This window comes from Rhodococcus sp. NPDC057529 (genome assembly GCF_042802055.1).
Classification (GTDB): domain Bacteria; phylum Actinomycetota; class Actinomycetes; order Mycobacteriales; family Mycobacteriaceae; genus Rhodococcus_F.
In genome coordinates, this window is record NZ_JBHVEY010000004.1 from 395,347 (window position 1) to 416,079 (window position 20,733).

Sequence of the window (20,733 nt, forward strand, 5' to 3'; positions counted from 1 at the left end):
GGGATCATGGCGAGGAGAACCAGTGACGTCCCCCAACTCGACGGCCCCGACGCCGTCTCCCATCGCGGCACCGCCGCCGTCCACGACGGAGGATCTGCGCCTCGCGTTGCGCGCCGCAACGTTGTACTACCTCGACGGAATGACCCAGGCCGAGGTCGCCACGCGCCTCGGCGTCTCCCGCCCGACGGCGGGCCGGCTGGTGGCACGAGCCCGCGCCCAGGGCCTGGTGCGCATCGAGGTGCAGGCACCCGCGCATCTGCGTGACTCGCTGCGCTCGGACGAGGAGCGCGCGCTCGAGGAGAAGTACGGCCTCGTCGAAGCGGTGGTGGTCGCCGATTCCGTCGACGCCGCCGGTGCGATCGACGACCACAACAGTTTCGCGGGTGTCGGGCGCGCCGCCGCGTCCCTGCTGGTTCGCCGGATCCGGGAAGGCGACACCCTCGGATTCACGTGGGGGCCGGAGACGGTCGCCGTCGCGCAGGGGTTGCCGTCCGGTGCGGCCACGTGCGCATCCGTCGTCCAGCTCGACGGCTCGGTGAGTGCGATCAACTATCAGACGGGAACGGAGTACGTGCTCGGCCGATGCGCGGAGCAGCTGCAGGCCAACACCGTTCGGCTGCCCGTGCCCCTGTACGCGGACGCGTCGACCGTGGTATCCATGCGGGGCGACTCCGTCATCTCCAAAGCGCTCGAGGCCGGGCGGACCGCGCAGATGATGATGTTCGGCACGGGCGCCGTGTCCACGTCGACCACCCTGTTCGAAGGCAGCTTCATCGACACGGACATGCTGTCCGTGCTCACCGGCCTCGGCGCGGTCGGCGAAGTCGGTGGACGCTTCTACCGGCTCGACGGAACCGAGGTGTCCGGCCCACTGGACGAACGGGCCATGTCCGTTCCTCTCGACGACATCCGCGCGTGCGAGGGATCGATCCTCGTCACCGGTGGCGTCGCCAAACACCAAGCGGCACTGGGTGCCCTCCACGGCGGACTGGCCAAGATGCTGGTCTGCGACATCGAATGCGCGCGTTGGCTGCTCGACCAGTAGCACCACGCAAGAGAGGTGAAGATCGGTGAAGAAACACAGGAAACCGGCGACGATGCTGGTAGCGGGGGCAGGAGCGCTCTGCCTCACGCTCAGCGGATGCGCGGGCGCCGGATCGCTGGGCGCGTCGGACCAGACCATCACCATCGCGATGGTCTCCAACTCACAGATGCAGGACGCCCAGAAACTCGCCTCGCAGTTCGAGGAAGAGAATCCCGACATCGACCTGAAATTCGTCACGCTGTCGGAGAACCAGGCGCGCGCGAAGATCACGGCATCCACCGCGACCGGCGGCGGGGAGTTCGACGTCGTGATGATCAGCAACTACGAGACGCCGCAGTGGGCGCAGTACGGCTGGCTGAAGAACCTGTCGGAGTACGCCCAGGCGACGGAGGGCTACGACGAGGCCGACTTCATCCCCACCCTGCGCGAGTCGCTGTCCTACGACGGGAGCATGTACTCGGTGCCGTTCTACGGCGAGTCCTCGTTCCTGATGTACCGCAAGGACCTGTTCGAGCAGGCCGGAATCACCCTGTCGGAGAAGCCGACCTGGACCGAGGTCGCCGCGGCGGCGAAGCAACTCGACTCCGAGGACATGGCCGGCATCTGCCTGCGCGGCAAGCCCGGCTGGGGTGAACTGCTCGCACCCCTCGACACCGTCATCAACACGTTCGGTGGCCGCTGGTTCGACGAGGACTGGAACGCTCAGCTGACCAGCCCCGAGGTGGAACGCGCGGTCCAGTTCTACGTAGACCTGGTGCGCGAGTACGGCGAGCCAGGCGCCGCGACGAGCGGTTTCGGCGAGTGCGCCACGCAGCTCGCTCAGGGGCAGGTGGCGATGTGGTACGACTCGACGTCCGCCGTCTCCACGCTCGAGGATCCGTCGTCGAGTGCCGTCGTCGGCAAGATCGGGTATGCGCCCGCGCCCATCGAGGTGAAGGACAACTCCGGATGGCTGTACAGCTGGGCGCTGGGAATCCCCGAGAGCAGCGAGAACCCCGATGCTGCCTGGAAGTTCATTTCGTGGATGACCGACAAGCAATACATACGCACGGTCGGTGAGGATCTCGGCTGGGAGCGGGTGCCTCCGGGCAGCCGGCTCTCGACCTACGAGATTCCCGAGTACAAGGAGGCCTCGGCCGCGTACGGACCGCTGACGCTCGAGGCGATCGAGAACGCGACCCCGGAAGCGCCCACTGTGCAGCCGGTTCCGTACACGGGCGTGCAGTTCCTGGCGATCCCCGAGTTCCAGGATCTCGGAACCCGCGTCAGCCAGCAGATCAGCGCGGCGATCGCCGGCCAGCAGACCGTGCCCGAGGCACTCGCCCAGGCACAGCAGTACGCCGAGGTCGTCGGCGCGACCTATCGGGAGGAAAGTTAGCGGTTCCCTTGCCTGAAGGCATGGGATTTCAGGCTCAGACAGCACACACATCCGACCCGAAGGAGGAATGCACATGTCTGACGTCGTCAACACGAGTGTGGCCCCGCTCTGCCACAGCCAAGATCACCCTGGCAGCGTTCCTGTCCCGACAGTCCCTGAATCCGCACTGTTGGCACAAGAAGACTCGTTCCGCGAGCTCGAGTCGTTGCTTGGCTCTCGCGAAACAGCTCGAACACGTCATCGTCGTGTACGCGGGCTGTACCAACACCACCCTTCGGCCGGCCCGCACAGCGCGCTCGATCAGTTCTCGCTTGGAGGCGCCGATCGTCGCATCGGCAGCCTTCCGGGCCATCCTGGACTTTGCAAGGAATTTCGGGCGGAAGTCCTCGACGGCGATCAGGTGATGACTGTCGACGACCCCTTTGGCCCAAACCCTGGCATCGTACCGAGTCTGCCGGGCCGCCTTCTTCTGCAACTTGGCGGCTTCCCTGCGGGCGCGTTCGTACCCGTTGGTTTGAGGACCACGCGTCCCGCGATGGCGCCGCGCCATCTTTCGCTGGGCCTTGCCGAGTTCGGCGGAACAACGCTTGCGGTGTCCGAGGTACGGCAAATCAAACCCCGAGCTCGTAGTCGTAGCCGTGACGGACACACCCCAGTCGATCCCGATGCCACTGTCCAAATCGACAGCGGGGACGGGGATGGCGTCACGGCGTACCACGAACGAGGCGTACCAGTGACCGATCGAATCCCGATGTACGCGGACACTTGTCGGCTCGGACGGCAATTCCCTGGACCAGATGACCGGGACTACGATGCCTTTGGCCAGGCACAACCGGCCATCACGAAGAGAGAATCCCCGGGAGGTGTACTCGAGCGACGGGAGCGTGTTTCGGCGCGCCTTGAACGTCGGCCGTCCGCGGCCCTTCACCGTGAACGATTGTGCCAACGATTGAGCGTACGTCCGCAGTGTCTGTTGCTGCGGGACTTGGGCGCCCTCGCGCAGCCATCCGTTGCGGCTGCGGGCTTCGGTCAGGAGCTTTCCGAGCTTGGCGAACGTCGGCCTGCGGCCGGTCTTCTGTTGCCGCACTGCCTCGTTCCACACGTATCGACAGCGATGCCACTCGGATTCGAGCGCACGCACAGCCGTCACACCCGGCCGAAGCCGGTAGCTGTACCGCACGATTTCTTCCACAGCACAACTGTAATCAGGAGCACCGACATGCACCGATGCCGCACACTTCACACATGGCCGAGCGGTCTGTCTACGTTGAAGGATTGGGAATCTGCCCGTGAATCCCGATGACAACCATCGCCGAGAAACCCACCGCGGACGGCACCGCCGATCGGGTGCGGGAACTGCGGGAGGCCAAGGACGACAGCGTCTCCCGGGCCGAGGGCTGGCGCCGCCGGGGGCCGTTGCTGCCCGCCCTGATCTTCATGATCGTGGTGACCCAGATCCCGTTCCTGTTCACGCTGTACTACTCGACGCAGTCGTGGAACCTGGTGCGACCCGGCTCCCGCGAGTTCATCGGGCTGCAGAACTACGTGGACGTGTTCAAGGACAGCCAGTTCCGTGAGGTCGCGGTCAACACCGTGATCCTGATCGTCGGGACGGTGCTGATCTCGGTGGTGCTGGGCCTGCTGCTCGCGCTGCTGCTGGACCGAGCGTTCCTGGGCCGTGGCATCGTGCGTACCCTGCTCATCACGCCGTTCCTGGTGACACCCGTCGCCGGCGCGCTGCTGTGGAAGACGACGATGTTCGACCCGGTGTTCGGCATCGTCAACTTCGTGCTCTCCCCGTTCGGGGTGGGGCAGGTCGACTGGGTCAGCAAGTTCCCGCTGGCCTCGGTGATGGTGAGCCTGGTGTGGCAGTGGACGCCGTTCATGATGCTGCTGATCCTGGCCGGGCTGCAGTCCATGCCGCGCGACATCCTCGAAGCGGCCCGGGTGGACGGCGCCAAACCGTTCGCGATGTTTCGCGAACTGACGCTCCCGCACCTGCGCCGGTTCATCGAACTCGGTGCGGTGCTCGGCGCCATCTACCTGATCAACACGTTCGACGCCATCTACATGATGACCCAGGGCGGGCCGGGCACCGCCAGTGCCAACCTTCCCTTCTACATCTACCAGCGCGCATTCCTCGGTTTCGACATCGGGCAGGCCGCGGCGATGGGCGTCATCGTCGTGATCGCGACGATCGTCGTCGCGACCCTGGCGTTGCGCCTGATCTTCAAGAGCTTTACCGGTAACGAGGAGGCAGCGTGATGAGTACCGACACTGCGGCGGCGCCGGTGGAGTCCGCTCCCGCCTCCCCGGAGACGAAGCGGGCGCGCAAGCATCGCAAGTTCAGTCCGTGGAGTGTGGTGGCGTGGATCGTGGCGCTCGGGTTCTTCTTCCCGGTGGCGTGGATGGTGCTCACCGCGTTCAAGCAGGAGGGCGACGCCTACACGACTCCGCCGAAACTGTTCTTCACGCCCACGCTGGACCAGTTCAAGGCGGTCCTCGACAGCGGAATCGGCACGGCACTGCTGAATTCGGCGTTCGCGACCGCTGTGTCGACGATCATCGTGCTGGTGCTCGGCGTCCCGGCGGCGTTCGCGCTGTCACTGCGGCCGGTCCGCAAGACGAAGGACGCCCTGTTCTTCTTCATCAGCACCAAGATGCTCCCGATCGTGGCCGCGATCATCCCGCTGTACGTGATCGTCAACGACATCGGCCTGCTCGACAACATCTGGGCGCTGATCATCCTGTACACGGCGATGAACCTGCCGATCGCGGTGTGGATGATGCGCTCGTTCTTCCTCGAGGTCCCGGGCGAAATCCTGGAGGCCGCGAGCATGGATGGGGCGAGCCTGTGGACGTCGGTGCGCGAGGTGATCCTTCCGCTGGTGTCACCCGGTATCGCGGCCACCGCGCTGATCTGCGTGATCTTCTCGTGGAACGAATTCTTCTTCGCTGTCAATCTCACGGCCGTCCAGGCGCAGACCATTCCGGTGTTCCTCGTCGGATTCATCACCGGTGAGGGCCTGTACTGGGCCCGGCTGTCGGCGGCGGCGACGCTGGCGGCGCTCCCGGTCATCCTGGCCGGCTGGGTCGCGCAGAACAAACTGGTCCGCGGCCTGTCCTTCGGCGCGATCAAATGATCACCCCGGCAACCACTTCCCCCGATTTCGGTACCCACCAGAGGAGCAATCATGGCTGACATCGCGTACAAGGGCGCATCCTGCATCTACGAGAACGCCGACACGCTGGCGGTCGATACGCTCGACCTCGAGATCGAAGACGGCGAGTTCATCGTCCTCGTCGGACCGTCCGGTTCCGGCAAGAGCACGGCGCTGCGGATGCTCGCCGGCCTCGAGGACATCGACGAGGGCACCATCACCATCAACGGCAAGGACATGGTGGGGGTGCCGTCGAAGGATCGCGACATCGCGATGGTGTTCCAGAACTACGCCCTCTACCCGAACAAGACGGTGGGCGAGAACATGGGCTTCGCGCTGAAGATGCGCGGCGTCGGCGTCGAGGAACGCAAGAAGAAGGTGGCGGAGGCGGCCAAACTCCTCGACCTCACCGATTATCTCGACCGCAAACCCGGCAAGCTGTCCGGTGGTCAGCGGCAGCGTGTCGCGATGGGGCGCGCCATCGTGCGTGAGCCGCAGGTCTTCTGCATGGATGAGCCGCTGTCCAACCTCGACGCCAAACTCCGCGTCCAGACCCGCACCCAGATCGCGGCACTGCAGCGCCGGCTCGGCACCACCACCGTCTATGTCACCCACGACCAGGTGGAGGCCATGACCATGGGTGACCGGGTGGCCGTCCTCAAGAACGGTAAGCTGCAGCAGTTCTCGGCACCCACCGAGCTGTACGACCGTCCCACCAACGCCTTCGTGGCCGGCTTCATCGGTTCCCCGGCGATGAACCTGATGACCATGCCCATCGTCAGCGACGGTGTGCGGCTCGGAAACTCCACGCTCCCGCTCGAACGCGACCAGCTGTCGACGCTGCACGCCGCCGGCCTGGAGACCGTGACGGTCGGCGTGCGGCCCGAGCAGCTCGAACTGTCGACCGGGGAGGGCGGCATCGAGGTGATCGTCGACCTCGTCGAGGAACTCGGGAGCGAATCCTACGTCCACACCCACATCGCCGGGGACGGCACTCAACTCGTCGCCCGGTCGTTGACCCGCACCCCCGCCCGGCTCGCCGACACCGTGTCTCTGCGCAAGCGGGACGGAGCCGTGCACCTGTTCCACCCGGAGACGGGGGATCGGATCGGGGACTGACTTCGGGGGCCAGGGCTACGACTCGCATCTCGACGCACACCTCGGCACAGGCGAAGATGTAGTGACCTCGTCCGGTAGCGACACCAGGGCGGAACCCTGGCATCACCGGCGCACGAACATCCGTAGGAGGAGTTGTGTTTGTCCCGTTCAGTGTCAACGATTTCCTCGACCGCGCGGCGACCGTGTACGGGGACAGGATCGGTGTGGTCGACGAACCTGACCAACCCGCCCCGTCCCAGGGGTCGCTGACCTACGCCGAGATCGCCGACCTGGCCCGCCGCCAGTCCGCCAAGCTCGACGAACTCGGCATCGGCGCCGGTGAGCGGGTCGCGATCGTCAGCCACAACTCCAGCCGGTTGATGACCTCGTTCTTCGGGGTCAGCGGTTCGGGCCGGGTGCTGGTTCCGGTCAACTTCCGGCTGCGTCCCGACGAGGTCCGTTACATCGTCGAGGACTCCGGTGCCCGCGTCCTCTACGTCGATCCCGAACTCGAGGACGCGCTCGAGGAGGTCGACTGCGAGCACAAGTTCGTCCTGGGCTCGGACACCGACCTCTACGCCGCTCCCGGGGCGGTGCCGCAGCCGTGGGAGCCGGACGAGTCGGCTATTGCCACCCTCAACTACACATCCGGGACCACCGCCCGCCCGAAGGGTGTGGAGATCACTCACCGCAACATCTGGGTCAATGCGGTCACGTTCGGGCTGCACGCCGGGATCGGTGACCGGGACGTGTACCTGCACACGTTGCCGATGTTCCATTGCAACGGCTGGGGTCAACCGTTCGCGCTGACCGGCGTCGGCGCCCGGCACATCATCCTGCGCAAGGTCGACGGCGCCGAGATCCTGAGGCGGGTCCGCGACCACGGGGTCACGGTGCTCTGTGGGGCGCCGGCGGTCGCGTCCGCGGTCCTCGAGGCCGCACAGACTTGGGAGGGCGAGATTCCCGGCCGGGACCGGGTGCGGATCATCATGGCCGCTGCGCCGCCGCCCACGACGACCGTCGTGCGGGTCGAGGAAGAGCTTGGCTGGGAGTTCATCCAGATCTACGGTCTCACCGAAACCTCCCCGCTGCTGACCGTCAACCGCACCCGCGCCGAATGGGACGACCTCGACCCGGAGACCCGCGCGGCGAAACTGATCCGGGCCGGCGCCCCGGCACTCGGTGTCCGGCTGCAGATCGAGGAGGCCGAGGAAGGCGCGGGGGAGGTGCTGGCCCGCTCCAACGTCGTGATGGAGGGCTACTGGAACAAACCGGAGGAGACCGAGAAGGCGCTGGCCGGTGGCTGGTTCCACACCGGCGACGGTGGCGCGATCGGCGAGGACGGGTATCTGACCATCGCCGACCGGAAGAAGGATGTCATCATCACCGGCGGTGAGAACGTGTCTTCGATCGAGGTCGAGGACTGCCTGTTCTCCCATCCGGCCGTGTCCGAGGTGGCCGTGATCGCGGTGCCGAGCGACAAGTGGGGAGAGACGATCAAGGCCCTGGTGGTACTGCACCCGGACGTGGAGCCGGGCGACAGCACCGAGGCGGAACTGATCGGCTGGTGCAAGCAGCATCTGGCCGGGTACAAGGCACCGACCTCGGTGGAGTTCCGCAGCGAGCTGGCCCGCACCGCCACCGGCAAGCTGCAGAAGTTCAAACTGCGCTCCCCGTATTGGGACGGACACGCACGTCAGGTCAACTGACATCGCGTTTTCGGTGTCCACACGCCGGCGTGATGTGAAAAGACCTCGGTGGGGTGGGAGGTGTGCCCGCCCCACCGAAGCCGAATCAAACGCCAGCCGGCCGGGCTCAGGCCGGCCAGTGGGCCAGCACGCGCTGTTTGAGCTCTTCCGGGTAACCCTGCTCGAACGACGAGTGGAGATCCCGGCCCTCTCCGAATGCGGGCAGGAGCAGGTCGTAGACGATCTTCGGGCCCTGTCCGGAGGCGTACTCACCCTCGTCGTAACACTGCGGCAGCCGAACGATCCGCTGGTCCTCGAATACCGCGCGCCGGCCGGTGGGGTGCACACGGGTGGAGATGGCCCACACGACATCCGAGAGGTTCGTCGGGTCGATGTCGTCGTCGACGAGGAAGACCTTCGGGATGAACAGCATCGCGCCGGTCTCGAACAGAACGTCGCCCACCCGTTTCGCGAACTGTTCACTCGAGACGCCCGGTAGCTCGTCACGCCAGTCCGCCGGCACGACTACCAGGAGCCAGTGCACCGCGGCGCCCTCCGGTGCCCAGACGGTCTTCACCGGAAGCTTCGCGGCCCGGAGGTGGGTCAGGGCGTCGGCGGCGATGCCCATGGCCCAGATGGTGTGTGATTCGTCCGCCGGGCGCCCGGCCACCACCAGCGGCCAGATCGGTTCGTCGCGGTGAGTGATCGTCTCGACATGGAAGGTGGGCTGGAGTGAAGAGCCGGTGCCGAGGTATCCGCCGTACTCGCCGTAAGGCCCCTCCATGCAGTCGCGGGTGATGGACACGTGACCCTCGATCACGATCTCCGCGGTCGCGGGAACCTCGAGGTCTACGCTGATCGCCTTGACGAGTTCGACCGGTTCACCCACCAGGGCTCCCACATAGTCGACCTCGTCGACCTCGGCGGGCAGGGGGATACCCGAGACACACGAGATCGCCGGTGCAGGTCCTTGCACGAGCGCATAGGGCATGGGCTCGCCCAGCTTCACCCACTCGGCCCAGATCTGGCCGGTGTGCTGGCTCGGTACGACGAGGCCCACCATTCTCCGACCGTCGACCTTCATGATGCGGGCGATCGCCCAGTTCACCCATCTGCCGTCGGGTGTTTTCACGATCAGGGTGCCCCACGTGTTGGCGTAGCGTCCGCCGTCCTTCCCGTGGGCGAACGGGATGGGGAACAGGTCGAGATTCGCATCCTCGCCGCGGAGAACGTTCTGCTGACAGGGTGCCTCGGACGGGTCGACGAGGACGGGCGGTGTGAGCGGAAGGTCGCGCGCGGCCGCGAGAGCCTCGACGATCTCGGGGCCGGCCGACTCCGGCGGCAGGCCCAGTGACAGTGCGACCCGGGCATACGGCATGTCGGGTCGGGAAGAGAGCGCGGCCGGTCCGCCGAGGATGCGGAATCCCGGCTCGGCACCCGCGATGTTCTCGAACAGCGGTGCCGGCGAATTGATTTCGCAACTGCGCCGGGTGATGGCGCCGGGCTCGAGATCGCCGTCGACCTGACGGGTGATGTGCGTGATGTCGCCGAGATCGTCGAGTGCGGCGATATAGCTTCTCAGGTCACTGAGGTACGTCATGGGGCATTCCTTCGATCGAATGATTGCGGGCGGCCTTTGTTCCGTTCCACCGCGTGGTGAGGCTGTTGTCCAGGCCGAACTGGTCGAGGACCCGGGAGACGATGTGATCGACGATGTCGGCTGTCGTCTCGGGGTTGTTGTAGAAGGCAGGCATGGGCGGAAGCATCATGGCGCCCGCCCGGGTCAATGCGAGCATGTTTTCGAGATGAATTGCACTCAAGGGAGATTCGCGGGGAACGAGGACGAGGCGTCGTTGTTCCTTCAGTGAGACGTCGGCCGCCCGGGCGACGAGCCCGTCGCCGTAACCGCAACGGATGGCCGCGAGCGTCTTCATGCTGCACGGAGCGACTATCATGCCGTCTACGCGGTAGGAGCCACTGGCGATGGCTGCTGCCTGATCTTGCTCGCTGTATGTCTTCGATGCAAGTGCCATGACGTCGTTAACCGAATAAGGAGTCTCCATGTGAATGGTCGCGCGAGCCCACTTCGTTATCACCAGATGGGTTTCGACCCCGAGGTCACTCAGTGCCTCGAGAATGCGAATTCCGATTGCGGCGCCGGTCGCGCCGGTCATTCCTACTACAAGCTTCATGCCCACTGCCTTCATTCGGTCCGGCCGAACTCGCAAGGCGCAGTTCGTGTTAAAACAGTTCGAGTACGAACTATAAATACGAGACTATGAGGAGTCAAGAGACGCTATGACCGACAACACCGAATCCGTTCTTTCCGCGCCGCTCTGGCCGCACGGCGATACTGCGCTCATGCACCTGATCCGCCGGGCCGGCCAGCGGTGCACGACCAGCTGGACCTCGACCGTGACTACCGGTCTGTCCGCGGTTCAGTACGCCATTCTCGTCGTGCTCGCCGAGATGAAGACCTGTGATCAGCAGACGCTCGGAAGTCGCGCGGGTTTCGACAAGGCGACCGGGACCTACCTGATCGACAAGATGGGCAAGGGCGGTCTGGTCAGGACGCACTTCGATCCGGCCGACCGCCGGCGCAAGCTGGTCTCCCTCACTGCCGCCGGCCGCAAGGCGTTGAATCAGATGATCGACGAAGCTCGGCAGGCCGAAGCCATGGTTACCTCCGGCTTGGAGCCCGGCGATATCGCGGAACTGAAACGCTTGCTGAGCAAGATGACAGGGCTGCAGTAACCCGGCAGTCCGGCGCGAAGGTCACGCGAGATCGATTTCGATGAAAACCATTCGAGAACAGTTGGATTCACGACTTCGAGACTGCAGCATCCACAGGGAAGGTCGGCGCTACGGTCTCGATGACAAGCCTCGGGTCAGCCGCGCGCGCGTCGCTCGGTGCCGGCCAATGCATCGCTGCACGCGCGGGGCGTCGTTCCGTACCGCTCGCGGAACTCGTTGATGAAGTGCGACGTGCTTCGGTAACCGACGGCCTTCGAAATCTCCGTGACGTTGCACTCGTTCTCGATCAGCAGCTCACGCGCCTTGTTCAGCCGGATCTCCTTCACGAACTGGTACGGCGATCGTCCGGTCACATCCCGGAACAGGTGCGAGAACGCGGACGGACTCATGAACGCGCGCTCGGCGAGTTCGCTCACGCTCAGCGGCTCGGCGAGGTGTTCCTGCACGTACGCGATGACGGCGCTGACGGGGTTGCTCGCGCTCTCACTCGCCGCTCTTTCGACCAGGCGGGTGTACTGCTCGGCCTGCAGCGCCCGGTAGACGATTTCCTTCAGGTATGTCGGCGCGAGCACGCGGCGGTCGGCTCCGGTCGAGAGTGCGCGGAGGAAGCGCAGGATCGCGTCCAGCATGTCGCGGTCCAGGGCGGAGACGAAGTCGTGGTGCGCCTCGCTCTTCGGCCGCGCGCGGGTGAATGCCGTGGTCTCCCGCTCCAGGAGGATGTCGGACGACACCTGTCGCACCAGTTCCGGATCGAGCTGGAGTCCGAACGACAGGAAGGGCTTCGCCGGGCTGGCTTCGATGATCTCCGTCAGGAACGGAACATGGTTGCTGATCGCCAGATACGTGAACGGGTCGTAATAGCAGGCGTTCCCGTTCGTCGTGACGCATTTGCGGCCCTGCGCGATCACGCACAAATGAAGTTCGCGGACCTCTTCCCACTGCGGCTCCGCGGGTGCGTCGAACCGGTAGATGGTCAGCCCGGGCCACAGCCCGTCGTTGGTGCCCGGCTCCGGAGCGCGGGACTTGAGTTCGGCGACCAGATCTCCCGAGGTGATTCGGAACTCGAGCGGATTCAGTGCGTTCATCGCAGCCTCCCGTGCGGGGGTAAGTGGCGGATCAACCCGCTCCTCGGATTGAAACACTATAACCGCAATTCGCCATTCTTCTTCGACTGATTTTCACGCATTACTGGAAGTCCCGTACCCGGACGAATGACCAGTACCTGCCGGTAACCCACGTGGTCGCGCTTTGTTAGCAGAATCCTGCGGTTCGTTTGCGGATTCCAGCGCGACTCTCCGCTGAGGCTGTTGCTGCGCCCGTCGGGGGTTCTCTAATGGGCCGAGGAAACACCCTCAGCGAACAACCGAGACGAGAAACGAGGCACATCCGACATGACTAGCGCCCTCATCGCCGTCACCGGCGTCGACTACTGGACGCTCGCGGACGGCACCACGCACCCTTGCGGCTACTGGCCGGAGGAAGTCAGTACGCCGTACCAGGTCTTCGTGGACGCAGGCATCGACATCACGATCGCCACCCCGGGCGGTGTCACACCCACTGCCGACCAGGCCGGATTCGCTCCCGAATACAACGGAGACAGCGCCGAAGAAGGGCAGCGAATCAAGGCGCACCTGGAGTCGATCGCGGCCCTGCGTTCCCCCGAGGTGCTCGAGGACGTCGATGTGGCGTCGTTCGATTTCATTTTCGTGCCGGGTGGGCACGGTCCGATGGAGGATCTCGCGGCTTCCGAGTTTTTCGGTGCTCTGCTGCGTCAGTTCGTCGATGCGGGCAAGCCGGTGGCCGCGGTGTGCCACGGCCCGGCCGCGTTGCTGCCCGCGCGAGATGACAACGGCGAGTGGCTCTTCGCAGGTCGCAGGGTCACGGGGTTCAGCAACGAGGAGGAGCATCAGGTGGGCTTCGCGCCGCGTGCGAAGTGGCTCCTCGAAGACCGCCTGAAGAGCTCGGGAGGTATCTATTCGTCCGCGCCGGAGGCGTGGACCGAGTTCGTCGTCGTCGACGGGAATCTGTACACCGGTCAGAACCCCGCCTCGTCCGAGGGAATTGCACGCCGACTGGTTCTCGACGTCGTAGAACGTCGCCAGACGGTCGACGCCGGCGCCCAGTAGCCCGGGAAACGGAGGATCGCAGGGGGAGTCGAAGGGCATGTTCCGGCTCCCCCTCGGTCTTTCACGACCGCCTGTCACACCGAATCATCGATCCAGTTCGTGCAGTCTTCGAAAAGGTTGGTAGATAACCAAGTTGGCGGGCTCCCTCACGCTCCGAACTGCACCAACAGAGAGGCTTACCCGTGACCACCACTGACTCGCTCCAGGACCGTATCGCGTCCCTCGACGCACAACGCGGCGTCCTCGTCGGCGGACGCCGGCTCCCGGGATCGCTCGGCACGTTCGACGTCGAGGATCCCGCAGACAAATCCGTCATCGCCCGGGTCGCGAACGGGGGAGTAGCCGAGGCCACTGCCGCGGTCGATGCCGCCGCGGCTGCGGCAACCGACTGGGCCGCGATCAGCCCTCGGCAGCGATCCGAGATTCTCTACCGTGGCTTCGAGCTGATCCGGGGAGAGGTCGACGGTCTCGCGGCGCTGATCTGCGCGGAGAACGGCAAGTCGATTGCCGACGCCCGCGCCGAGGTCACCTACGCTGCGGAGTTCTTCCGTTGGTATGCCGAGGAGGCGGTGCGCACGGAGGGCACGTACGGTCCGGCGCCGGCCGGCGGCGTGCGTACCGTCGTGACCCGGCGCCCGGTCGGCATCGCCGCACTCGTGACGCCGTGGAACTTCCCGGCCGCGATGGCCGCCCGCAAGATCGCGCCTGCGCTCGCGGCAGGCTGCACCGTGGTCCTCAAGCCGGCCGCCGAGACCCCGCTCACCGCCCTGGCAGTTGCGCGGCTCCTCGCTCGGGCCGGTGTCCCTGACGGCGTAATCAACGTGGTGCCGACCCTCGAAGCGGGCGAGGTGGTGCGCACCTGGCTCGAGGACGACCGGGTGCGCAAGCTGTCCTTCACCGGCTCGACCGGTGTGGGCCGCCTGCTGCTTCACCAGGCCGCGGACCGAGTGCTCAATGCGTCGATGGAACTCGGCGGCAACGCGCCGTTCGTCGTCACCGAGGATGCCGATCTCACGGCGGCCGTGGACGGCGCGATGATTGCGAAGTTCCGCGGCGGAGGGCAGGCGTGCACCGCGGCCAACCGGTTCTACGTCCACGCCGACGTCGCGGACGAGTTCGTCCGACTCTTCGCGGATCGGATCGAGACGCTCGTCGTCGGACCGGGCAGCAACCCGGATACCGAGATCGGCCCGCTGATCAACGGCCGCGCGGTGGAGAAGGTCGCGGCACTGGTGGACGACGCGATCGCCGGCGGTGCCCGTGTCGCCGCACAGGCCGCTGTCCCTGCCGAGCTCGGCGGATATTTCCATGCGCCCACCCTGCTCGTCGATGTCGCCCCCGATGCGTCGGTGGTGCGGGAGGAGATCTTCGGACCTGTTGCCCCGGTGGTGACCTGGCGCGACGAGAACGAACTGGTCGGTCTTGTGAACGGCACCGAGATGGGCCTGTCCGCCTATCTCTACGCCCGCGACCTCAAGCGGGCGCTCCAGCTTGCCGAGCGAATCGAGGCCGGAATGATCGGCATCAACCGTGGCCTCGTCTCCGACCCCTCCGCGCCGTTCGGTGGGCTCAAGCAAAGCGGACTGGGACGCGAGGGCGCCCGCGAGGGACTCGCGGAGTACGCGGAGATCCAGTACTTCAGTGTCGACTGGAGCGAGTCGTGACCACCGGGACGATCGCGCTATTTCCTGCGTGAGAGATCAATTCAATTGCAGCACAATGACATAACGATAGGGGATTGACATGCCATCCATTCGCTCTCATGCCATTCTCGACCACGATGCGGCGTCGGTGTGGTCCGTCGTCAGGGATGTCGGCTCGGTTGCCGACTGGTTCCCCGCGATGACACATTCGGAACCAACCAGTTCCGGGCGCAGTATCACCCTCACGGACGGCGCCACGCTGATCGAGGACACGGTGACACTCGACGACGACCTACGACGTCTCCAATATCAGCTCGTCGGTGGTGATCTCAGTGTCGACTCGCACCTGGGCACGATTGACGTCATCGATCTACGCGACGGCCGCTGCGTGCTCGTCTACGGCTCGGACGTCGAGCCGGCGGAGGTCGCTGCGGCGTTCGACGCGGCGATCCGCGAGGCCGTCAACCGTCTCGGTGCACACCTCGCCGCACGGCGCGCCATGTCTGCCTGAGCCCAGTCGTTGCGGGAGAACATGATCCGGTCGAGCAATCGAGCAGGCGACTCGCCGTGCCTCTTTCGCTCACATCGAGTGCCCGCAGGAATGCGCAACACCACAGCAGGATTCTGTGATGTGTGCCAGGCCACAATCCAGCTAGGTTCAAAGAACTCAACCAGTCCATTACCGGGAGTCAACGAATGCCTCGCATCGCTTATCTTGTGACCAGTGCACGGGAGATCGATCTCCGTGACAGCAGTAGCCACCCGACCGGATTCTGGGCCGAAGAGGCGCTGAAGCCCTACGAACGGTTCGTCGAAGCAGGCGCCGACGTCGTCGTGATGACGCCGGACGGCAAGCCCCCGGTCGCCGACCCCTACGGTCTCGACCCGATCTTCCACTACCCGGACAAGGACCGGGACTTCTTCGCGTCCGTCTACCGAACGTTCCATCACGATCCGGACGACATCCGGATCACCCTGCACAACACGACGGAACAGGAGTTGATGGCCGGCCGCCGGATCGCGGGACGGCTGGTCGACTCCGGCAAGTCATCCGCGGAGGCACACGAGATCGTCAGCCGAGCCGCCAAGATAGCCTGGGCGCAGGACCGTTTGCTGGTCGACGTCATGCTCGCCGAAGGACTCGACGGTGGTCTGTCCGAGGAGTCGCTGCGCGGCGCGGTCCAGGAACTGGTGGCGGACAGCCAGGCCAAGTCGGACGAACGCAAGGCGAAGCTGGACGCTATCGAGGGATTCCGTTCGCCGCTGGCGCTTTCCGATCTGAGCGACGAACAGCTCGCCGAGTTCGACGCGGTGTTCGCGCCGGGTGGGCACGGACCGATGGTGGACTTCCCGGAGAACGAGGACATCGGCAGGCTGCTCGGAATCCTGCACGCCAAGAACGCACCGATCGCCTCGCTCTGCCATGGCCCGGCCATGCTGCTGTCGGCACCGGAGCGTGCGGACGGTCAGTGGTTGTTCGAAGGGTTCCGGCTCACCTCGTTCACCGACGAGGAAGAGGACCAGAACAAGCTGGGAATGCTCGGTATTCCATGGTATTTGGACGCCGCACTGAGAAACGCGGGTGCGGTGTTCGATGACGCACCGTACCCGTGGGCCTCCCACGTCGTCGTGGACCGGAACCTCATCACCGGCCAGCAACCGAACTCCACCGACGCGGCCGCCACCGCCACGTTGAAGGCATTGAATCTGTGAACCCGCGCGCTATTTCGAGGAGTCAGTCATGACAACAAGCCCCCGCCAGACCGTGGAGGCCTTCATCGCCGGCTTCCGCCTCCAGGACGTGGACGCGGCACTGTCCACCGTGTCGGACGACGTGCAGGTGACCGTGTACCCGCTTCAGCTCTCCGACAGTGGAAAGCCGGTGATCCGCGGGGTTCTCGAGGACATCGTCGTCTCGTTCCCGGACCTGCACCTCACCGTGCGGAACGTGCTCGAACTCGGCCGGGTCGTGGTCGTGGAGATGAAGATCGAAGGCACCCAGGCTGCCGACTACCTGGGCGCGATCAACCAGGAGAAGCATCTCGACGTGGACTCCGCATGGCGGTTCACCGTCACCGGAGACGCGATCACCGGAATCGACGTCTACTGGTGCCAGAACCAGCTCTACCGCCGGCTGGCCGTGAAACGAACCGACCACGTCACGATCGTCTAGAAGGAGACACCGTCTCATGACCATCCAACTCGATTCCGCTCCCACCATCGGAGCCCGTAAAGCCACCGAAGTCGTCACCGAGTTCTTCAACGCCTACCGGCGCCGCGACGTCGAGGCCATGACTGACATGTGCACGGACAACGCGGATTTCTCCTACATCCCGTTCGAGGTGTGGGCCAAGCAGCGGGTGATGCGCGGCGACGGCAAGGTCCGCACGGTCGGCAAGGTGATCTGGAGCGGACTGATCAACGCGTTCCCCAACCTGTTCAACGTCGTGCACCACATCGACGGCAACGACAACGGCGACGTCGTCGTGGCCTGCGACATCGCGGGCACGCAGCAGTCTGCCTGGGCGTTCATCGCGCCGCAGGGCCAGCCGTTCTCCGAGCCGCACCTGTTCATCATGCACGTCAACCCTGAAGGCCTGATCGACAGCATCCGGGCCTATTGGGACAACGCGGGCGTCTGCCGGCAACTCGGCCACCTCGAAGTCGACTAGCGAAGGAACACCAACACCATGGCATTGCTCAAGCGAGAAGAATGGCAGGACTTCGTCCGCGACGTCGACTGGACCCTGTCCTACGTGGACGACGAGGCCGTCTATCCGGAATGGTTCTGCGGAACCGGCAAGGTGCCCCGGGATGCGTGGCTGAAGTGGGAAGAGGACTACAAGGTCAGCTACCAGGAGTACGTGTACACGCAGCGTGAGAAGGAGGCGTCGACGTACGCGGTGAAGGCCGCGCTGCAGCGTTCGACGGTCTTCGACAACCTCGACGAGGGCTGGAAGTCGTCGACGAAGATGCACTTCGGTGGTGTCGCTCAGGTCGAGTACACCGCGACCCTGGCCGAGCTGAAGATGGCCCGGTTCGGGCTGAGTGCGGCGTGGCGGAACATGGCCACGTTCGGTCAGCTCGACGAGCTGCGGCACGGCGCGCTCACCACGTACTTCGGACACGAGTTCGTCGGCAAGGACCCGCAATTCGACTGGACGCAGAAGACGTACTCCACCAACGACTGGGTGCCGATTGCGCTGCGCACCTACTTCGACGGCATCATGACCACCTCCAACGCGGTCGACACCGCGCTGATGGTGCCGCTGGTGTTCGAGACCGGTTTCACCAACCTGCAGTTCGTCGGCCTGTCCGCGGACGCTTTGGAGTCCGGGGACATCAACTTCGCCAACATGATCTCGTCGATCCAGACCGACGAGGCCCGGCACTCCCAGCAGGGCGTCGCGACCCTGGAGATCCTCGTCGAGCACGACCCGGCCCGTGCGCAGTGGGTGATCGACAAGGCGTTCTGGGGATCCGCCCGCCTGTTTGCCGCCCTGACCGGTCTGCCGATGGATTACTACACCCCCGTCGAGCACCGGAAGCAGTCCTACCGGGAGTTCATGGAGGAGTGGATCATCGACCAGTTCCTCCGCACGATCGAGGGCTACGGACTGAAGAAGCCGTGGTTCTGGGACGAGTTCATGCGGGGACTGGACACCTGGCACCACAGCCTGCACCTGGGCATGTGGTGGTGGCGCCCGACCCTGTGGTGGAAGCCGAAGGCCGGTGTCTCCAAGGACGAGCGCGACTGGCTGCGGGAGAAGTACCCCAACTGGGAGACGATCTACGGCGAGAAGTGGGACGTCATCATCGACAACGTCAACAACAACAACGTCGAGGCCACGCTGCCGGAGACGCTGCCGTGGCTGTGCAGCACCTGCCACCTCCCCGCCTGCAACCCGACGATGGCCGGGGACGGTAGCTGGAAGGTGCGCGACCACTCGCTGAAGTACGACGGCAAGACGTACCACTTCTGCACCATGGGCTGCCGCCAGATCTGGTGGAAGGACCGCGACAACGTCAACCACGAGACGCTCGTGGACCGGTTCCTCGCCGGCCAGATTCAGCCGATGACCGTGCCCGGCATCCTCGACTACATGGGCGTCACCCCGGACGTGATGGGCGACGACCCGGACTACGCGGCGTGGACCAAGGACTACATCGGCCGCACAGCCAGCGGCCTCATCCTGACGGGAGACGCGAAGCGATGACCGGAGAAAACACCCAGTTCGGGGTCGAGGACCGGGCACCCGAAGTGGTTCCGTTGAATGCGATCTTCTCGACCGATTTCGTGCAGATCCTGGTCCCGGTGACCACCGCGGACACGATGGACGAGGTCGCCGCCGCGGTGGCCCACCACTCCGAGGGGCGGCGGGTGCGAGCGCTCCCGTACCCCAAGGTCGTGATTCACAACGGACGAAAACTGCCGGGGCACAGCACTGTTGCCGAAGCCGGCATCCAATCGCACGACCACGTCGCGGTCGAGTACGACATCCCGGAAGAGGCGTCATGAAGAACCCTGTCGGACCTGTATTGCGGATGGGCGAAGAGGTCGATCAGATCATCGCGGCGATCGAGGACGACAACCCGGACACCGACATCGAGATCATCGACCGCGGCTCGTACGTGCGCATTCAGGGCGAGGAGCGGGTCGTGCTCACCGAGGCGTCCCTGCAGGCCTACCTCGGCTCTGATTACCGCATCCGGTCGCTGGAAAACCTGATGTCCTCGTTCAGTGGTCGCGCCATCACCGCGAGCGACTCGATCACCTGGCTGAGCTCGGGTGCCCGCAAGGACGCCGCACCCGTCACGGAAGGAGCGGACCGATGACCACGCCCGCACGCAAACGCAAGCTCCGCACGTTCAGCGCATTCGGCGACGTTCGCCGGATGCCGAGCGAGTACGAGATCGTCACGCACGCCCAGAACTGGAACACCAGAAACGGCCGGCTCAGCACGTTCGAACAGAACACGTCCTCCCCGCTGAACCTGTGGTTCCTCACGTACCGCGAGAACTCGCCCCTGCAGGCGGACGACTGGGACAGCTTCCGCGATCCCGACCAGATCGCCTACCGCTCCTACGTGAACCTGCAGGCCGATGAGCAGACCAAACTCGACGGCATGCTGGACAGCTACTCGGGTGCGGACGCCGGACTCTCGCAGAAGCAGGTGACGCGGCTCGCGACGGCGCACACGCCGTCCCGCTACCTGGTCCACGGCTTCCAGCAGGCGCAGGCCTACGTCGCCTACATGGGCCCGAGTTCAACGGTCACCAGTGCGGGCGGATACGCGAACGCGGACTTCCTGCGCCGGGTGACGATGATCGCCTACCGCACCCGCATGCTGCAGATCACCCATCCGGACTCCGGAATCGGGGTGAACGAGCGGCAGATCTGGGAACAGCACGAGGCCTGGCAGCCGGCCCGCGAGGCGATCGAGCGGGCGCTCGTCGCCTACGACTGGGGCGAGGCGTTCACCGCCCTCGACCTCGTCCTGGCACCCACGTTGGACGACGTCCTGATCCGCCAGTTCGGCGAGATCAGCAAGGCCGACGGAGACGAACTCTCCTGGCTGTTGTCCGGGCTGCTCGACCGCGACAGTGCACGACGCAACCGCTGGACCGGCGCCCTTGCCCGGCACGCGGTGGAGCAGCGGCCCACCAACGTGGCGGCGCTGAACAAGTGGATCGACCGCTGGTCGGCGCTCGCCGACGACGCAGCGGAAGGACTGGCCGGACTGCTCGGTGCGCCGGCATCCGATGTAGTTGCAGGCGCGCGCGCCGCACGCGAAGAGTTCCACAACGGCTTCTTCGCCGCGGCGGCAACGGCCAACTGA

Annotated in this window: 21 protein-coding genes; 17 read left to right on the forward strand and 4 right to left on the reverse strand. The window is 65.3% G+C overall.

What is annotated here, in order from left to right; all coding sequences use genetic code 11:
- Positions 1-22 precede the first annotated feature (22 nt).
- The gene (locus ACFU5V_RS10195; RefSeq protein ID WP_378435675.1) at positions 23-1,045 is read left to right on the forward strand and encodes a sugar-binding transcriptional regulator; all 1,023 of its coding nucleotides are present in this window, start codon (positions 23-25) and stop codon (positions 1,043-1,045) included.
- A 52-nt stretch (positions 1,046-1,097) separates the two neighbouring features.
- The gene (locus tag ACFU5V_RS10200) at positions 1,098-2,423 is read left to right on the forward strand and encodes an ABC transporter substrate-binding protein (protein WP_378699085.1); all 1,326 of its coding nucleotides are present in this window, start codon (positions 1,098-1,100) and stop codon (positions 2,421-2,423) included.
- A 34-nt stretch (positions 2,424-2,457) separates the two neighbouring features.
- Here ACFU5V_RS10200 and ACFU5V_RS10205 read toward each other — a convergent pair whose 3' ends face one another.
- Positions 2,458-3,615 carry an RNA-guided endonuclease InsQ/TnpB family protein gene (locus ACFU5V_RS10205; protein WP_378698854.1) on the reverse strand — a complete coding sequence of 386 codons (1,158 nt, stop codon included), beginning with the start codon at positions 3,613-3,615 and terminating at the stop codon, positions 2,458-2,460.
- Between the two features lie 107 nt (positions 3,616-3,722).
- On the opposite strand from ACFU5V_RS10205, the gene ACFU5V_RS10210 reads away from it, so the two are divergent.
- The 4 genes from ACFU5V_RS10210 to ACFU5V_RS10225 all read left to right on the forward strand — a co-directional run bounded on the left by ACFU5V_RS10210 (position 3,723) and on the right by ACFU5V_RS10225 (position 8,391).
- On the forward strand, positions 3,723-4,688 hold the full coding sequence (locus ACFU5V_RS10210; RefSeq protein ID WP_378435673.1) for a carbohydrate ABC transporter permease: 966 nt from the start codon (positions 3,723-3,725) through the stop codon (positions 4,686-4,688).
- Positions 4,688-5,566 (forward strand): carbohydrate ABC transporter permease, encoded by an 879-nt coding sequence (locus ACFU5V_RS10215; protein ID WP_378698856.1) that lies wholly within the window; start codon positions 4,688-4,690, stop codon positions 5,564-5,566. The genes ACFU5V_RS10210 and ACFU5V_RS10215 overlap by 1 nt, the downstream gene beginning before the upstream one ends.
- Positions 5,567-5,617: 51 nt before the next feature.
- Positions 5,618-6,703 (forward strand): ABC transporter ATP-binding protein, encoded by a 1,086-nt coding sequence (locus tag ACFU5V_RS10220; RefSeq protein WP_378435669.1) that lies wholly within the window; start codon positions 5,618-5,620, stop codon positions 6,701-6,703.
- 134 nt (positions 6,704-6,837) lie between these two features.
- A complete protein-coding gene (locus ACFU5V_RS10225; protein ID WP_378698858.1) occupies positions 6,838-8,391 on the forward strand; it encodes an AMP-binding protein in 1,554 nt (517 codons plus the stop codon).
- Between the two features lie 106 nt (positions 8,392-8,497).
- Here the strand turns inward: ACFU5V_RS10225 and ACFU5V_RS10230 are convergent, their stop codons facing one another.
- Both ACFU5V_RS10230 and ACFU5V_RS10235 read right to left on the reverse strand, forming a co-directional pair.
- Positions 8,498-9,970, reverse strand: a complete 1,473-nt coding sequence (locus tag ACFU5V_RS10230) for a UbiD family decarboxylase (RefSeq protein ID WP_378698860.1) — start codon at positions 9,968-9,970, stop codon at positions 8,498-8,500.
- Positions 9,954-10,577: a UbiX family flavin prenyltransferase gene (locus ACFU5V_RS10235; protein ID WP_378435664.1), complete on the reverse strand. Its 624-nt coding sequence runs from the start codon at positions 10,575-10,577 to the stop codon at positions 9,954-9,956. Before ACFU5V_RS10235 ends, ACFU5V_RS10230 begins: the two co-directional genes overlap by 17 nt.
- A gap of 91 nt (positions 10,578-10,668) precedes the next feature.
- Here ACFU5V_RS10235 and ACFU5V_RS10240 point away from each other — a divergent pair, with 91 nt between their 5' ends.
- A complete protein-coding gene (locus tag ACFU5V_RS10240) occupies positions 10,669-11,124 on the forward strand; it encodes a MarR family winged helix-turn-helix transcriptional regulator (RefSeq protein ID WP_378435662.1) in 456 nt (151 codons plus the stop codon).
- Between the two features lie 134 nt (positions 11,125-11,258).
- On the opposite strand, the gene ACFU5V_RS10245 is transcribed toward ACFU5V_RS10240, so the two are convergent.
- A complete protein-coding gene (locus ACFU5V_RS10245) occupies positions 11,259-12,209 on the reverse strand; it encodes an AraC family transcriptional regulator N-terminal domain-containing protein (RefSeq protein WP_378435660.1) in 951 nt (316 codons plus the stop codon).
- A gap of 306 nt (positions 12,210-12,515) precedes the next feature.
- Here ACFU5V_RS10245 and ACFU5V_RS10250 point away from each other — a divergent pair, with 306 nt between their 5' ends.
- The 10 genes from ACFU5V_RS10250 (at position 12,516) to ACFU5V_RS10295 (ending at position 20,733) form a co-directional block, all read left to right on the forward strand.
- Positions 12,516-13,250: a type 1 glutamine amidotransferase domain-containing protein gene (locus ACFU5V_RS10250; RefSeq protein ID WP_378698862.1), complete on the forward strand. Its 735-nt coding sequence runs from the start codon at positions 12,516-12,518 to the stop codon at positions 13,248-13,250.
- 182 nt (positions 13,251-13,432) lie between these two features.
- A complete protein-coding gene (locus tag ACFU5V_RS10255; protein WP_378698864.1) occupies positions 13,433-14,914 on the forward strand; it encodes an NAD-dependent succinate-semialdehyde dehydrogenase in 1,482 nt (493 codons plus the stop codon).
- A gap of 79 nt (positions 14,915-14,993) precedes the next feature.
- Entirely contained in the window at positions 14,994-15,404 is a 411-nt protein-coding gene (locus ACFU5V_RS10260) for an SRPBCC family protein (protein ID WP_378698866.1), read from the forward strand.
- A 206-nt stretch (positions 15,405-15,610) separates the two neighbouring features.
- Positions 15,611-16,606 carry a DJ-1/PfpI family protein gene (locus ACFU5V_RS10265; protein WP_378698868.1) on the forward strand — a complete coding sequence of 332 codons (996 nt, stop codon included), beginning with the start codon at positions 15,611-15,613 and terminating at the stop codon, positions 16,604-16,606.
- 28 nt (positions 16,607-16,634) lie between these two features.
- Positions 16,635-17,066 (forward strand): nuclear transport factor 2 family protein, encoded by a 432-nt coding sequence (locus ACFU5V_RS10270; protein WP_378698870.1) that lies wholly within the window; start codon positions 16,635-16,637, stop codon positions 17,064-17,066.
- Between the two features lie 16 nt (positions 17,067-17,082).
- Positions 17,083-17,565 (forward strand): nuclear transport factor 2 family protein, encoded by a 483-nt coding sequence (locus ACFU5V_RS10275; protein ID WP_378698872.1) that lies wholly within the window; start codon positions 17,083-17,085, stop codon positions 17,563-17,565.
- An 18-nt stretch (positions 17,566-17,583) separates the two neighbouring features.
- Entirely contained in the window at positions 17,584-19,110 is a 1,527-nt protein-coding gene (locus ACFU5V_RS10280) for a toluene monooxygenase (protein WP_378698874.1), read from the forward strand.
- The gene (locus ACFU5V_RS10285) at positions 19,107-19,412 is read left to right on the forward strand and encodes a toluene-4-monooxygenase system B family protein (protein WP_378439333.1); all 306 of its coding nucleotides are present in this window, start codon (positions 19,107-19,109) and stop codon (positions 19,410-19,412) included. Before ACFU5V_RS10280 ends, ACFU5V_RS10285 begins: the two co-directional genes overlap by 4 nt.
- A complete protein-coding gene (locus ACFU5V_RS10290; RefSeq protein WP_378439331.1) occupies positions 19,409-19,729 on the forward strand; it encodes an MmoB/DmpM family protein in 321 nt (106 codons plus the stop codon). The genes ACFU5V_RS10285 and ACFU5V_RS10290 overlap by 4 nt, the downstream gene beginning before the upstream one ends.
- A complete protein-coding gene (locus ACFU5V_RS10295; protein WP_378698876.1) occupies positions 19,726-20,733 on the forward strand; it encodes a toluene hydroxylase in 1,008 nt (335 codons plus the stop codon). The genes ACFU5V_RS10290 and ACFU5V_RS10295 overlap by 4 nt, the downstream gene beginning before the upstream one ends.

What these genes read in the sequence shown, in the direction of transcription:
- ACFU5V_RS10280 (WP_378698874.1), top strand. Translation starts at nt 17,584, where the DNA reads ATGGCATTGCTCAAGCGAGAAGAATGGCAGGACTTCGTCCGCGACGTC.
- ACFU5V_RS10250 (WP_378698862.1), top strand. Translation starts at nt 12,516, where the DNA reads ATGACTAGCGCCCTCATCGCCGTCACCGGCGTCGACTACTGGACGCTC.
- ACFU5V_RS10270 (WP_378698870.1), top strand. Translation starts at nt 16,635, where the DNA reads ATGACAACAAGCCCCCGCCAGACCGTGGAGGCCTTCATCGCCGGCTTC.
- ACFU5V_RS10210 (WP_378435673.1), top strand. Translation starts at nt 3,723, where the DNA reads ATGACAACCATCGCCGAGAAACCCACCGCGGACGGCACCGCCGATCGG.
- ACFU5V_RS10245 (WP_378435660.1), bottom strand. Translation starts at nt 12,209, where the DNA reads ATGAACGCACTGAATCCGCTCGAGTTCCGAATCACCTCGGGAGATCTG.
- ACFU5V_RS10260 (WP_378698866.1), top strand. Translation starts at nt 14,994, where the DNA reads ATGCCATCCATTCGCTCTCATGCCATTCTCGACCACGATGCGGCGTCG.
- ACFU5V_RS10275 (WP_378698872.1), top strand. Translation starts at nt 17,083, where the DNA reads ATGACCATCCAACTCGATTCCGCTCCCACCATCGGAGCCCGTAAAGCC.
- ACFU5V_RS10290 (WP_378439331.1), top strand. Translation starts at nt 19,409, where the DNA reads ATGAAGAACCCTGTCGGACCTGTATTGCGGATGGGCGAAGAGGTCGAT.
- ACFU5V_RS10295 (WP_378698876.1), top strand. Translation starts at nt 19,726, where the DNA reads ATGACCACGCCCGCACGCAAACGCAAGCTCCGCACGTTCAGCGCATTC.
- ACFU5V_RS10200 (WP_378699085.1), top strand. Translation starts at nt 1,098, where the DNA reads ATGCTGGTAGCGGGGGCAGGAGCGCTCTGCCTCACGCTCAGCGGATGC.
- ACFU5V_RS10215 (WP_378698856.1), top strand. Translation starts at nt 4,688, where the DNA reads ATGAGTACCGACACTGCGGCGGCGCCGGTGGAGTCCGCTCCCGCCTCC.
- ACFU5V_RS10230 (WP_378698860.1), bottom strand. Translation starts at nt 9,970, where the DNA reads ATGACGTACCTCAGTGACCTGAGAAGCTATATCGCCGCACTCGACGAT.
- ACFU5V_RS10285 (WP_378439333.1), top strand. Translation starts at nt 19,107, where the DNA reads ATGACCGGAGAAAACACCCAGTTCGGGGTCGAGGACCGGGCACCCGAA.
- ACFU5V_RS10220 (WP_378435669.1), top strand. Translation starts at nt 5,618, where the DNA reads ATGGCTGACATCGCGTACAAGGGCGCATCCTGCATCTACGAGAACGCC.
- ACFU5V_RS10240 (WP_378435662.1), top strand. Translation starts at nt 10,669, where the DNA reads ATGACCGACAACACCGAATCCGTTCTTTCCGCGCCGCTCTGGCCGCAC.
- ACFU5V_RS10235 (WP_378435664.1), bottom strand. Translation starts at nt 10,577, where the DNA reads ATGAAGGCAGTGGGCATGAAGCTTGTAGTAGGAATGACCGGCGCGACC.